Origin of the sequence: Polaribacter dokdonensis, from assembly GCF_024362345.1 — a bacterium.
In the GTDB taxonomy this organism is placed as follows: Bacteria; Bacteroidota; Bacteroidia; order Flavobacteriales; family Flavobacteriaceae; genus Polaribacter; species Polaribacter dokdonensis.
Window position 1 is genome coordinate 849,032 of the sequence record NZ_CP101505.1, and the last position, 13,743, is coordinate 862,774.

The 13,743-nt window shown below is 30.1% G+C and carries 10 protein-coding genes; 7 read left to right on the top strand and 3 right to left on the bottom strand.

The annotated features are described in order from the left end of the window. Nucleotides 1-69: 69 nt before the first annotated feature. Nucleotides 70-1,476 carry a 3-isopropylmalate dehydratase large subunit gene (leuC, locus tag LPB302_RS03930; RefSeq protein ID WP_053975024.1) on the bottom strand — a complete coding sequence of 469 codons (1,407 nt, stop codon included), beginning with the start codon at nucleotides 1,474-1,476 and terminating at the stop codon, nucleotides 70-72. Nucleotides 1,477-1,754: 278 nt separating this feature from the next. Here leuC and LPB302_RS03935 point away from each other — a divergent pair, with 278 nt between their 5' ends. The 4 genes from LPB302_RS03935 (at nucleotide 1,755) to LPB302_RS03950 (ending at nucleotide 3,851) form a co-directional block, all read left to right on the top strand. Further along, nucleotides 1,755-2,435: a tetratricopeptide repeat protein gene (locus tag LPB302_RS03935; RefSeq protein ID WP_053975373.1), complete on the top strand. Its 681-nt coding sequence runs from the start codon at nucleotides 1,755-1,757 to the stop codon at nucleotides 2,433-2,435. Further along, entirely contained in the window at nucleotides 2,436-2,972 is a 537-nt protein-coding gene (locus LPB302_RS03940; RefSeq protein WP_053975025.1) for a YfiT family bacillithiol transferase, read from the top strand. It abuts the gene before it with no gap. Nucleotides 2,973-3,042: 70 nt separating this feature from the next. Next, nucleotides 3,043-3,510: an Mpo1 family 2-hydroxy fatty acid dioxygenase gene (locus LPB302_RS03945; protein ID WP_053975026.1), complete on the top strand. Its 468-nt coding sequence runs from the start codon at nucleotides 3,043-3,045 to the stop codon at nucleotides 3,508-3,510. A gap of 2 nt (nucleotides 3,511-3,512) precedes the next feature. Beyond that, the gene (locus tag LPB302_RS03950; protein WP_053975374.1) at nucleotides 3,513-3,851 is read left to right on the top strand and encodes a tRNA-binding protein; all 339 of its coding nucleotides are present in this window, start codon (nucleotides 3,513-3,515) and stop codon (nucleotides 3,849-3,851) included. Here the strand turns inward: LPB302_RS03950 and LPB302_RS03955 are convergent. Together LPB302_RS03955 and LPB302_RS03960 are read right to left on the bottom strand one after the other, a co-directional pair. Then, complete coding sequence (locus LPB302_RS03955) at nucleotides 3,848-4,006, bottom strand: YqaE/Pmp3 family membrane protein (protein ID WP_074613561.1); 159 nt, start codon at nucleotides 4,004-4,006, stop codon at nucleotides 3,848-3,850. The genes LPB302_RS03950 and LPB302_RS03955 overlap by 4 nt on opposite strands. A gap of 150 nt (nucleotides 4,007-4,156) precedes the next feature. Beyond that, a complete protein-coding gene (locus LPB302_RS03960) occupies nucleotides 4,157-6,646 on the bottom strand; it encodes a M14 family zinc carboxypeptidase (RefSeq protein WP_053975027.1) in 2,490 nt (829 codons plus the stop codon). A gap of 174 nt (nucleotides 6,647-6,820) precedes the next feature. On the opposite strand from LPB302_RS03960, the gene LPB302_RS03965 reads away from it, so the two are divergent. The 3 genes from LPB302_RS03965 (at nucleotide 6,821) to LPB302_RS03975 (ending at nucleotide 13,711) form a co-directional block, all read left to right on the top strand. After that, nucleotides 6,821-7,867 (top strand): family 16 glycosylhydrolase, encoded by a 1,047-nt coding sequence (locus LPB302_RS03965; protein ID WP_053975028.1) that lies wholly within the window; start codon nucleotides 6,821-6,823, stop codon nucleotides 7,865-7,867. Between the two features lie 87 nt (nucleotides 7,868-7,954). Continuing rightward, nucleotides 7,955-10,648: a chondroitinase-B domain-containing protein gene (locus LPB302_RS03970; protein WP_053975375.1), complete on the top strand. Its 2,694-nt coding sequence runs from the start codon at nucleotides 7,955-7,957 to the stop codon at nucleotides 10,646-10,648. Nucleotides 10,649-10,807: 159 nt separating this feature from the next. Beyond that, a complete protein-coding gene (locus tag LPB302_RS03975) occupies nucleotides 10,808-13,711 on the top strand; it encodes an FAD-binding and (Fe-S)-binding domain-containing protein (RefSeq protein ID WP_053975029.1) in 2,904 nt (967 codons plus the stop codon). Nucleotides 13,712-13,743 lie beyond the last annotated feature (32 nt).

Here is a 13,743-nt window from a genome sequence, read left to right on the forward strand (position 1 = left end):
ATTTATTGTTTTTGCTATGGCTTATTTGCCTTTAGCTTTTTAATTAATCTTATTTCTAATAGCCAATAACTAGCAGCTAGCAGCTAAAATTGTTCTTGGGTCTGTAACTACACCTTCTACTGCAGATGCTGCTGCTACTAAAGGAGAAGCTAATAAAGTTCTAGAACCAGGACCTTGTCTACCTTCAAAGTTTCTGTTTGAAGTTGAAACTGATAATTTACCTGAAGGTATTTTATCATCATTCATAGCTAAACACGCAGAACAACCTGGTTCTCTTAATACAAAACCAGCTTCTTCTATAATTTTATCTAAACCTTCTTCTTTTATTTGATCTACAACTTTATGTGAACCTGGCACTAACCAAGCAGTAACATTATCTGCTTTTTTACGCCCTTCAACTATAGAACAAAAAGCTCTAAAATCTTCTATTCTTCCATTTGTACAAGAACCTAAGAATACAAAATCAATTTCTTTACCTAACATTGCATCTCCTTCATCAAAATTCATGTAGGCTAAAGATTTCTTGTATGATTTTGCTCCACTATCTGTATCATCAGCATTTGGAATTGATTTAGTTACTCCAATTCCCATTCCTGGATTTGTACCATAAGTAATCATTGGCTCAATATCTGAAGCTTCAAAAGTTACTTCTGCATCAAATTCTGCATTATCTTCTGTATATAATGTTTGCCAATAATTCATGGCTTTATCCCAAGCTTCACCTTTTGGTGCTAATGCTCTGCCTTTTATATAGTGATAGGTTTTTTCATCTGGAGCAATCATACCTCCTCTTGCACCCATTTCTATAGAAAGATTACAAACTGTCATTCTACCTTCCATCGACATTTCTTTGAAAACATCTCCTGCATATTCTACAAAATAACCTGTAGCACCAGAAGTTGATAATTTAGAAATGATATATAAAGCCACATCTTTAGGTGTAACTCCAACTCCTAAACTTCCATTTACATTAATTCGTAAACTTTTTGGCTTAGGTTGCATAATACATTGTGTAGACAATACCATTTCTACCTCACTTGTTCCAATACCAAAAGCAATGGCTCCAAAAGCTCCATGTGTAGATGTATGAGAATCTCCACAAACTATAGTTGCACCTGGTAAAGTAATTCCGTTTTCTGGACCTACAACATGTACAATTCCGTTATTTTTATCTCCTAAACCCCAGTGAGAAATGCCATATTTTTTTGCATTTTCTTCTAAAGCATTCAACTGATTTGCAGATAAAGGGTCTTCAACTGGTAAATGTTGATTTATAGTTGGTGTGTTATGATCTGCTGTTGCAAAAGTTTTTTCTGGATAAACAACACTGTTTCCTCTGCTCTCTAATCCTAAAAAAGCAACAGGACTTGTTACTTCGTGAATAAAATGACGATCGATGAATAAAACATCTGGACCATCTTTTACTTTACGAACAACATGTGCATCCCAAACTTTATCAAATAATGTATTTGCCATTTTTAATTGTTTTCAATCAATTACCAAAAATAAGTTTAAAATGAATTTTAAGATTGATTACAGCTTAAACAAGTACTATACTCATTCAACTGAGGTAAACATATAAAATTGATTATCAGAATATTATATCATTTTAAAATACGATGTCTATCTTTTTTAAACTTCATTAATTTTTTTTATACTTTAGTTAAACCTATAATTAGAGTTGTTTGTCCTGACTTCATGTAACATTTTGTATGAAACAATCGTCTTATAACAAATCAACCAAAAATACTATCATGAAAAAATACGTTTACATTTTAAGTTTAATCATTCTATTTATAAGTTGTACTTCTCAAAAAAATTCTGAAGAATTTATAAATAAAACAACAGGTAGGTATTTATTTAATGCAAATGAAGTCTTAGAAATATATTTTGAAAATGGAGAAATGCATGCAAAATGGAGAGGAAATGATGATATAAAACTATTAAAAGTAAATGATAGTGCATTTTACATGCAAGAACTAAATGAAAAAATGCTTTTTGTGAGTAAGCCAGAAATGCATATTAAATTGGCTGAAAAAGTAGAACATGATGGTCAGCAATATTATTTTGAAAAAATGAATTCTGGCGAGAAAACTGCTAATGAATATTTTAAAGCAAAAGAATATGATAAGGCAAAGGAAGCCTACTTAACAATTCAGAAAAAAGATTCTTCAAACTTTCTAATAGAAGAATATAAAATTAATAGATTAGGTTATCAATTCATAAGAAAAAATGAAAATGATAAGGCCCTAGAGCTTTTCAAAATTAATGTAGCTCTGTATCCTAAAAGTTCTAATGTGTATAATAGTTTAGGAGAAGCTTATTTTTTACAAAAAGATACTTTAAATGCTATTATAAACTTTAAAAAATCTTTAGAAATTAATTCTGAGAATAAAAACTCTAAAAAGTTTCTAGAAAAATTAACAAAGAAATAAATGCAAATAGATTCATTAAGATACCCTATTGGTTTGGTTGAAATACCAGAGAATATCACTCAAAAAAATATTGAAAATTGGATTTCTGATATTGAGCGTTTTCCTCAAGAATTAGAATTTTTGGTAAAAAATTTATCTGACAATCAATTAGATACTGTTTATAGAGAAAATGGTTGGACAGTAAGACAAGTAATTCATCATTGTTATGATAGTCACCATAATTCTTATACTCGCTTCAAATGGGCTTTAACAGAAGATAGTCCAGTTATAAAGGCGTATTATGAAGAAAAATGGGCAGAATTAGAAGACTCAAAATCTGCACCAATTTTACTTTCTATTGATGCTTTAAAGGCTTTGCATTCTAAATGGGTTTATTTTTTAAGAGGATTATCAGATATAGATTTAGCAAAAACTTTTATTCATCCTTCAGGAAATAAAGAAACATTATTAAAAGAAAATATTGGCATTTATGCTTGGCATTGTCAGCATCATTATGCGCATATAGAGCAATTAATACAAAGAAAAGGTTGGCAATGATTTAGTTCTACATAAATTGATTTTATTTAATTTTAAAAAATAGTACCTTTAATTTTTTAATATAAAGTTTATGAAATCTGCACAAGCGTACTTTGATGAATATGCTGTTAGTCATCAAAATGAAACCAACCAAACCATACATTATATTTGTGTACCATTAATATTTTTTAGTGTAATTGGTTTGCTAATGAGCATTCCAACCACTTTTTTAGAAAATACTTTAGGCTTATACAATCCTTTATTAGAAAATTGGGCAGTTGTTGTAACAATATTTATTTCAATTTTTTATTTAAAATTGGGGTTTTGGTATTTTACAGAAATGCTATTTGTTATTTTATTATGCATTATAGGTAATTTTTGGATTAGTAATGTTACCAACTTACTCTATGTTTCAATAGCAGTATTTGTTTTAGCTTGGATTGGCCAGTTTTATGGTCATAAAGTAGAAGGTGCAAAACCATCATTCTTAAAAGATTTAGAATTTTTACTAATTGGTCCTCTTTGGGTGATTCAAAAACTGGGCAAAAAAAACAAGTAAAAATGAAAGATGAAATTACTTTTGACGATTTTCTAAAGCTTGATATAAGAGTAGGAACGATTATTGAAGTGAATGATTTTCCTAAAGCAAGAAAACCTGCTTATCAATTAAGCATAGATTTTGGGAGTTTAGGAATAAAAAAGTCAAGTGCTCAAATAACAGATTTATACACCAAAGAAGATTTATTACAGAAACAAGTTTCAGCCATTGTCAACTTTAAACCAAGGCAGATTGCAAATTTTAAAAGCGAAGTTTTGGTTTTAGGTGTTTATACTGATGATGATAAGGTAGTATTATTAAAGCCTAGTAAAACCATTAAAAATGGTGAGCAAGTATCTTAACTCTTAGGATTATTTAAAATTACTAGTGCACCTATAATCCCTGGAATCCAGCCACAAAGTGTTAGCAAAAAAATAATAATAAAAGATCCACAACCTTTATCTATAACTGATAATGGTGGGAAAATTATAGCAAATAATACTCTAAAAAAACTCATTTATATTTAGTTGGTGATACAAATTAGACGAATATGTTCTTGTTTTGTTACAAGAAAAAAAATCAACTATTTTCAATAAAAAAATCGCAAAGCTTACAATTAAACTTTACGATTTTTTTCTGATTATAAATTAATCAAACTAGAACTCTTCTACATTTTATCACCAAAGAAAATGGCGTTCATTAGCAATTTGTTTGTACTGAACCAAAATGCTCTAAAATTGGTGTTGTCTGTAAATACAATAACTCTACCTCTACCAAATCTGTTTACTTTAAAAGGTACAGTATTAGGAATTATTTCTGCATTTTCTTTAGAAATATAACCACTTAATAATGGTTTAGATGTATATTGAATTGGGTTATTATAACTATCCTTATCAGCTTTCATAAACATAGTTGAGTTTCTAAATAAAGCCAACTTATCATCTTTATAACCAAAATTTATGGGATGAGATCTGTCTAAATTTGCTTCAAAAATAGCACCTCCTATAACCTGAGCTCCTGATTTTAATGATCTATCTTCAAAAGACACATTTTTTATAGAATCTCTTTTTGCTCTTTCAAAACTAATATTAATCATCTTATTGCTAGCCAACCACCTTGCAGTATTTTTGTAGCCAACTAAAACCCCACCATTTCTAACCCAAGTTTGTAATTTGGTAATTGCAGCTTTTTCTAAACCACTACTTGGAATTACAATATGAGTATATTTTGCAATATCCATTCTATTAAAATTACGAGTATCTAAACGTGTTATAGGCATATCAAAACGTTGATCAAATAAATGCCAAATTTCTCCTGAATCATTACCTGCAACTCCATCACCAACAATCATGGCTACTTTAGGTTTAGTAATGGCTCTAAAATTGTTACTACCTAAATCTATACCATCATTTAAACCAGTGCTTACTGCATTTATATCAATATGACTTTCATTTGCTAAATCACCTAAAAAAGTAAACAACTCTAAAGCATCTAATTTTTGATTTTGAACAGGAATAAAAATAGTACCATATTCATAAGATACTCCACCATTTTTAAAGTTCTTCATAGAAACTTTTGCTCTTAATCCTTTTTGTAAAATGGCATGTAAAGCTTTTGGAGCATAAAACTCATTCCAAGGCATTAAGTAACCATAATCACTTTTAAATGACACATTACCAGCTTTCATTTCTAGGTTTGTAATTTCATTACCTGCTTTAGATAAGGAAACATTTTCTGCATAATCTACATCAAAAGCATGATTAAATGTCCAAGCAGACACGTCATAAAACAAGCTATCTTTAAATGTAGTTCTTACATCAAACATAGCTTTTACTAACCTGTGATTCTTTTGGTTCATAGGCACAACATAGCTGTAACCTTTCTTGAAGTTTTTTCCATTTTGAGTAAAATCACTTTTAATATCATGAATTTTAACCTGATGTCTTTTTAAAACCTCTGCTAAATGAAACGTTTTTGCAGCATCTTTTTCATCTCCAAAAACAATGGCATTTTTAGCACCTGTATTTCTACTTTCTTTATAAAAATCTTGTTGATATTTTAAAATCTTTAAACGCATTTTGTTAGCAGCTTCTAATGTAGAAAATGCTGCTGTTGCTTGATTTCTTATTGTGAATGGGAAAGTTAAAATTCCGTTTGAAGTTTCTTGTGCATGACCTCTAGAACTTGCTTGTTCAAACAAAATACCTATACTACCATTAATATCTGGAAAAGTAGAACCTTTACCATAATAAAAATCATCAAAACTTTCTTCTGAATAATACATAGAACCTATTTTATCCAAAGCTTTTGCATGATAAGTTGCAATTTCTCTGGTTAAATCTTGATTCATTTGAGGCGTTAATGGATTTGTTCTACTAGGAATTCCTGGTTGAAAAAAGAAGCTAGAATTACTGCCCATTTCATGATGATCTGTTAAAATATTTGGTAACCATTTATGAAAAGTTGCTATTCTTGCTTTACTTTCTGGCAATTGTACAGGCAGCCAATCTCTATTCATATCAAATTGATAATGATTGGTTCTTCCTCTTGGCCAAATCTCTGAGTATTCTCTATCATTAGGATCTGGATTAATATTTTTACTTCTATTTGTATTTGCCCAATATGCAAAACGTTGTAAACCATCAGGATTAAAAGATGGGTCGAATAAAATAACTGTGTTTTCTAATAATTCTAGTGTTTTTGTGCTTTTAGAAGCTGCTAAATAATATGCAACTGCAAGAGCTGCATTAGATCCACTTGGCTCATTTCCATGAATTGAAAAACCTTGATAAACAACAATAGGATTATCTACACTTAAAGAAGCATCATTGGTTGCATCAATATGCTGCTTTCTAATTTGATCTAAATTCTTATGATTATTAGATGATGTGATTGTTAGCAATAATAAAGGTCTACCTTCATAGGTTTTTCCTCTTGTTTCTATAGAAATCCTATCAGTTGAAGCTGCTAGTGCTTTCATGTACTCTACTAACTTATCATGAGTTATGTGCCACTCACCTACCTCATGCCCTATAATTTCTTTAGGTGTTGGAATACTAGAATCGTAATTTTCAGCAGGCAAATAGTAAGATAAGTCTAAATCTTGTGCATTGCTGTATATTGAAAATAATAAAAAGAAAACGAACAGTTTTTTCATTGTTTTATTAAAATTTGGTTATCTAACAAAGATAAGAATTCGTAAATTTATTTATGCTTTGATCTAATATTGTTTTAGCCTTTTAAAAAATTTAACATATTCAGTTTATGGTAAATAAATAAATAAAAATTTTTATTTATATTGCTGAATAACAACAAATAAAGAAATCTTTTAATGAAAAGGTTACTATTTTTATCCTTATGCTTCTCACAATATCTGCTAAGTTTTTCACAAACGAATTATATTGAGAATTTTGATAATATTGGATATCCTAGTAATATTCCTGCAGACTCATATTGGAAATTCTTTAACGATATAAACCCAAATCAGACAGAATGGAGTAAATTTATTCCTGGTGATGGAAAAGCATATATTACTGTTGATGCAGATATTTCAAACGATACTGATGCTACCTATCCTTATCAAACTTTAGTATTTGGTGGAGTTAAGGAAAATCATCGATTAGAAGTTAGAATGAAAGGAGCTCCAGTAGATGGAGGTTTAGTCGCATTCATTTTTACATATCATCAAGTTGGTTCTACTTTTAATGAGGTTGATATAGAATTAGTTGCAAATGACAAAAATGCTGCACCACATGAAACCTTACCTCCAAATGGATGGACAGATGCAAGGTTCAATACTTGGAGAGATGCAGATGAAAATACAGCTCTACCCTTTACAGGTTCTGCAAAAGCAATTGTAGATGAGAATAACAAAAAAGTGTCTTTAGTAGATGATAAGTTTCACACTTATACTATTGATTGGAGAGCTGATGAAGTAGATTTCTTTATTGATGATGTTTTGCAAGAATCTTTTAACACGAATATTGCCAAGGGTTGGGCAGAAGTTATTATTGGCTACAGGCATTTACCTTGGGCAGGTGAATTTAATTGGTCTGGAAATCACACAATGGTTATAGATTATTTTAAAATTGAACCATTAAGCTCAAAATCTATTTTAACTTCAGATAATTTTCAGTTTAATGAAAATGAAGAAATAAGAATTTTTCCAAACCCAATAAGAGATTATCTAAATTTAAAAGTTACAGATGAAAACAACTTTAATAGAATTGAAATAGTTAACGCTATTTCATCCAAAACAACTATTATTAATAAGTATAAAAGAAAGATTGATTTAAGTACTTATGCTAAAGGAATTTACTTTTTAAAAACCTATTTTAAAAACGGTAAACAGCTAATTAACAAGATTATTAAGATATAGAATAAAGTATAATTTTTGTGTTAATTATTTTTAATATATTTGGTTAACCAATTTGGTTTACCAAATATATTCTTAAAATCTTTAACTATGAACCCTCAATTCGTCAAGAAACTTATTTTTTCAAATCAGTTTAAAAAACTACTTTGTATTGTTTTATTTTTTTTAGCTCTTAAAATAGAAGCTCAAACTACTTATAATATAGATGACCCTGAAAAATTAAGAGATGTAATCTATGAACCTGGTGATGTTATAATTCTTAAAAACGGAACTTACGCTACAGATGAAAGAATTCAGTTTTTGGGTTCTGGAACTGCAGATAATCCTGTAACTTTTAGAGCAGAAACTCCTGGAGGTGTAGTATTCACTGGTGGTCCAAGATTAACCATTGGTGGTGAATCTGAGAATGGTGTAAAAGTTGCAACAGGAGAGTATTTAATTGTAGACGGTTTTCATTGGAAAGGTGGCTATGGAGCTAGTAATTTTATAGAATTTAGAAATGGACAAGATTTCGCACATCATAGTACAATTCAAAATTGTGTAATAGATGGTTTAGGAATAGAACCTTCAGAATTAGCAGAAGATTTAGCAAATGAGCAAATCACAAAACACAGATGGATTGTATTATATGGAACATATAATACAGTAATTAACTGTTCTTTTCTAAATAAGGTTAGTTCTGGTGCAATTATTTTAGGTGAATATTCATATAATGCGTTTCCTGAAGTTGCTGATGGTGAACCTGAGGTAAATAATAGCTGTGCAGAAGTTGGTCATATAATTACTAAAAACTACTTCTATAACTTTCAAAAAATGGAAGATTTATATGGCAGAAAAACCAATGGAGATCAGCTTTCTAATGCAGGTGATAGTGAAACCATTAGAATTGGAACTAGTTCTTATCAAATGGTAAATAGTAATGTAACCATCAGCAATAATTATTTTGTACAATCTGATGGTGAAAACGAAATTATCACCAATAAAAGCAAGGGAAACACTATTACCAATAACACATTTAGAAGATGCAGAGGATCTTTGGTTTTGAGACATGGTTCTAATGCGACTGTAGATGGTAATATCTTCTTAGGTGAAAATGTAGATGGAACTGGGGGTATCAGAATTACAGATAGCAATCATAACATTACCAACAATTATATTCAAGATTGTATTACAGTTCAAGATCAAGCAAAATGGAACAATGGTATCACATTTATAGGTGGTAGTGCAAATGCTGATGTTGCTTGTACTTCAGACGATGTTTCTAATGGATATCAAAAATCACAAAATATAAATGTTTCAAATAATACCTTGGTTAATACAAACGCTCCTTTTTTTTATAACACAGATAAAGGAAGCACAGATCCTACAGGAACCGTAAATAATAATCTTATATATTTTGAAGCTAGCAATGCTAATTTATCAGATTTAATCTCAGGTGATACGAATACTTCTTACTCAGATTTAGGAACAACATTAACCTATTCAGGTAATATTTATGCAGGTACTACTTTAGGAGCTACAAATGCAGGTTTCTCAGAAGAATCTGGAATTACAGCTACAGCAAATGGAGAATTATTTAGTTTTTCTGGAACTTTAACAAATAACAAAGGTGCAAACCTTGGCTCTTATGTAGCAACCACAGATGCCATGGTTGGTTATGGAATTGGAGCTTGCTTTACCAATAATTTAGGAGAAGGTATTACAGATGGAGATTGTACTATAGAAGTATCAGAAAGTTTAACGGTTAGTAGTTTAGAAACTTTTACGGCTTCTGCAGCTAGTAAAGAAGTTAATGTTACTGCAAATGTAAGTTGGACAGCAGTTGCTAATGATAATTGGATTTCTATTAATACAACTTCTGGTACTGGAAATGCTATAGTTACAGTTAGTTTATCTGAAAATACAGAAACAACCACTAGAACAGGTTCTGTTACTTTTTCTCAAGTTGCAGGTGGAGATGATATTGTTAGAACTTTAACCGTAAATCAAGAAGGAGCTAATTTAACAGATTTATACACACTTATTAATTCTGGTACAAATGGAGCTCCAGTAACCATTCATTCCTATTCAAAACAACAAGATACAGATGGTAAAACTAATTTTGCAACGAACGCATTAGATAAAAATTTCTCTACTCAGTGGACAGCAGATGATGGTGATTTATTATCTGGAGATTATAAAGGCGATGGAGAGTTTCTAATTTTTGATTTAAATGATGAATATCAACTAGATTTAATTCAGGTTGCTACAGATGATAAATCTGATGCTTATGGTTTGCAAATTTGGACTTCGACTACAGGAACAAATTCATCAGATTTTGTAAAATTACTACCAACTTCGAATGACTTAATGATTACAACCACAACTGGTACAAGAACGGATTTTGATACCTACCAAGTTTCGCAAAATGCACGTTATGTAAAATTAATTGGTTTTGGACGTTTTAATGCTGATGGAAATTCGCGTAAAAGTGTTTGGACAAATATTACAGAGGTTGAATTTTATGGAGAGTCTACAAGTTTATCAACAGACACTTTTAACGAGAATAAAATATCAATTTATCCAATTCCTGCTGATCATGAATTATCAATATCTTCTAAATTAAATATTAAAAATATAGAGGTTTTTAGTTTAGATGGAAAACTGATTTTATCTAAAGAGACAACTAATTCTGCTGCAGAAATTACCCTAGACACAAGTAAAATTTCTAATGGAATTTACCTTATTCGTTTTACAAATGAAAATGGTTTAAATGAATCGAAATTGATCAATATTGCTCACTAATTAATAGCAATTATTAACTATTTTTCAACTTAATTCATTTTTAGAAGAAAGAAATGCATCATTTTATGAAATTAATAAAAATGGTGAAACCTTTTTTCTAGTTGCTGTATTTGATAATATTATTCAGATATTTGTAAGTAAGATAGTTCACCTTACTCAATGATCTCAAATACAACTTTAGACAGCTTAAACAATTCACTTTCTGGTGATGTTTTATACGATAATTTGCATAAAACATTATATGCAACAGATGCTTCTGTATATAGAAAAATACCATTAGCGGTTGCCTATCCTAAAAATGAAGAAGACTTAAAAACGTTAATTGATTTTGCTACTAAAAACGACATTACTTTAATACCAAGAACTGCAGGTACATCTTTGGCTGGGCAATGTGTAGGAGATGGAATGGTGGTAGATGTTTCTAAACATTTTACCAATATTCTTGCTTTTGATGAACTTTCTAAAACCATTACACTTCAACCAGGAATAGTAAGAGATTCTTTAAATGGATTTCTAAAACCTTATGGCTTATTTTTTGGACCAAATACATCAACGTCTAACAGATGTATGGTTGGTGGAATGGTTGGTAATAATTCATCTGGTAGTACCTCTATAAAATATGGGGTTACAAGAGATAAAGTTTTACAAATCAACGCTATTTTAAGTGATGGAAGTTCAGCAATTTTTAAAGAGATTTCTTCAGAAGAATTTATTCAGAAAACAAAACTAGATACTTTAGAAGGTAAAATTTATAAATCAATTTTTGATGAACTTTCTAACCATGAAAATCAAAATGAAATTCATAACGAATTTCCAAAACCTGAAATACACAGAAGAAATACGGGTTATGCTGTAGATGAATTTTTAAAGTCAGACTTATTTGGTGGGTTAGAAAAAACTATAAATGTTGCTAAGTTTTTAACTGGTAGTGAAGGTACTTTGGCTTTTTCGACAGAAATCACTTTTCAGTTAGATGACTTACCTCCTACTGAAAGCATTATGGTTTGTACGCATTTTAAAAGTATAAATGAAAGTTTAAAAGCAACTGTGGTTGCCATGAATCATAATTTGTACAATTGTGAATTAATGGATAAAACCATACTAGATTGTACAAAAAACAATAGAGAATTAGCTAAAAATAGATTCTTTTTACAAGGAGATCCAGAAGCTGTTTTAATGTTAGAAGTAGCTGCAAATACTTTACCAGAAGCAGAGTTATTGGCAGATAAACTAATAGCAGATTTAGAGAAAAACAATTTCGGATATCATCAACCAAAAGTTTATGGTAAAGATATTGCTAAAGTGCATTATTTAAGGAAAGCTGGTTTGGGTGCTTTAGGAAATATGGTTGGAGATCAAAAAGCGGTTGCTTGTATAGAAGACACAGCTGTTGCTTTAGAAGATTTACCAAGTTATATTGAAGAGTTTACCCAAATTATGGCAAAATATCAGCAAAATGCTGTGTATTATGCACATGCAGGAGCTGGAGAATTGCATTTAAGACCAATTTTAAACTTAAAGAAAAAAGCAGATGTTGTTTTGTTTAGAAAAATAACAACAGAAACTGCAGAACTAGTAAAAAAATACAAAGGCTCATTTTCTGGTGAACATGGAGATGGAATTGTTAGAGCTGAGTTTATTCCTTTAATGATAGGTGATAGAAATTATCAATTATTAAGACGTATTAAAAAGGCTTTTGATCCTAATAACATTTTTAACAAAGGTAAAGTTACAGATGCATTTGCTATGGATGAAAACTTACGATATGAAATAAATCGTAATGAACCAGAAATTGAAACAATTCAAGATTTTTCTGATAGCCAAGGTATTTTAAGAATGGCTGAAAAATGTAATGGTTCTGGAGATTGTAGAAAACCTGTTGAAGCTGGTGGAACTATGTGCCCTAGTTATAGAGCTACTAAAGATGAAAAAGATACAACTAGAGCTAGAGCAAACACTTTACGTGAACTTCTAACTAATAACAAAAAGCAAAATAAATTTAATTCAACCGAATTAAAAGAGGTTTTAAATTTATGTTTAAGCTGTAAAGCATGTGCTTCTGAATGCCCAAGTAATGTGGATGTTGCTACTATGAAGGCTGAGTTTTTATATCAATATCAAGAAGAAAATGGGTATTCTTTTAGAAATAAACTTTTTGCAAATAATGCAAAGTATAACAAGTTAGGTAGTATTGCACCTGCAATTACAAATCTAGTTTTAAACACTTCTTTAACTAAAGCAGTTATGGGAGTTGCTCAAGAAAGAAGTGTCCCAAAATTAGCCCCAAAGACTTTAAAAAAATGGTATGCTAATCGAAATAAAATCATAAAGAATACAAAGAAAACTGTTTATCTTTTTTGCGATGAATTCACCAATTATTATGATGTAGAAATTGGTAAAGATGCGTTTATTCTTTTAGAGAAATTAGGGTACGATTTAAAAATTGTAAACCATGAAGAATCTGGTAGAAGTTTTATTTCTAAAGGATTTTTGAATGAGGCAAAAGCTGTATGTAATCTAAATATTGAAATTTTTAAAGATATTATAAGTGAAGAGACTCCTTTAATTGGTGTTGAACCTTCAGCCATTTTAACCTTTAGAGATGAGTATTTACGTTTAGCAGATAACAAAAGTACTGCTGAACAAATAGCAAAAAACACCTTTACTTTCGAAGAATTTTTAGCTAACGAAATTAAAGAAGGTGCTATAGATCATCAACTATTTACTCAAGAAGAAAAGGAGTTGAAAATTCATGGACATTGTCATCAAAAAGCTTTATCAGGTATAAGTTCTAGTTTTCAAATAATGAATTTACCTAAAAATTATAAAGTTACTATTATGAATACAGGCTGTTGTGGAATGGCTGGTTCATTTGGTTATGAAAAAGAACATTATGATGTTTCTATGCAAGTTGGTGAAGACACTTTATTCCCTAAGGTTAGAAACTGCAGCCCAGATACAGAAATTGTAGCTGCAGGAACTAGTTGCAGGCATCAAATTTTTGATGGAACAGAGAGAATAGCAAAACACCCAATAACCATTTTAAAGGAAGCTTTACTATAATAAAAGTTGATACTATTTTTGTTTTCGTATTT

Bases quoted from the DNA above. Each gene is read 5' to 3' on its own strand.
- leuC (WP_053975024.1), bottom strand. From the start codon at position 1,476: ATGGCAAATACATTATTTGATAAAGTTTGGGATGCACATGTTGTTCGT.
- LPB302_RS03935 (WP_053975373.1), top strand. From the start codon at position 1,755: ATGAAAAAATACGTTTACATTTTAAGTTTAATCATTCTATTTATAAGT.
- LPB302_RS03940 (WP_053975025.1), top strand. From the start codon at position 2,436: ATGCAAATAGATTCATTAAGATACCCTATTGGTTTGGTTGAAATACCA.
- LPB302_RS03945 (WP_053975026.1), top strand. From the start codon at position 3,043: ATGAAATCTGCACAAGCGTACTTTGATGAATATGCTGTTAGTCATCAA.
- LPB302_RS03950 (WP_053975374.1), top strand. From the start codon at position 3,513: ATGAAAGATGAAATTACTTTTGACGATTTTCTAAAGCTTGATATAAGA.
- LPB302_RS03955 (WP_074613561.1), bottom strand. From the start codon at position 4,006: ATGAGTTTTTTTAGAGTATTATTTGCTATAATTTTCCCACCATTATCA.
- LPB302_RS03960 (WP_053975027.1), bottom strand. From the start codon at position 6,646: ATGAAAAAACTGTTCGTTTTCTTTTTATTATTTTCAATATACAGCAAT.
- LPB302_RS03965 (WP_053975028.1), top strand. From the start codon at position 6,821: ATGAAAAGGTTACTATTTTTATCCTTATGCTTCTCACAATATCTGCTA.
- LPB302_RS03970 (WP_053975375.1), top strand. From the start codon at position 7,955: ATGAACCCTCAATTCGTCAAGAAACTTATTTTTTCAAATCAGTTTAAA.
- LPB302_RS03975 (WP_053975029.1), top strand. From the start codon at position 10,808: ATGATCTCAAATACAACTTTAGACAGCTTAAACAATTCACTTTCTGGT.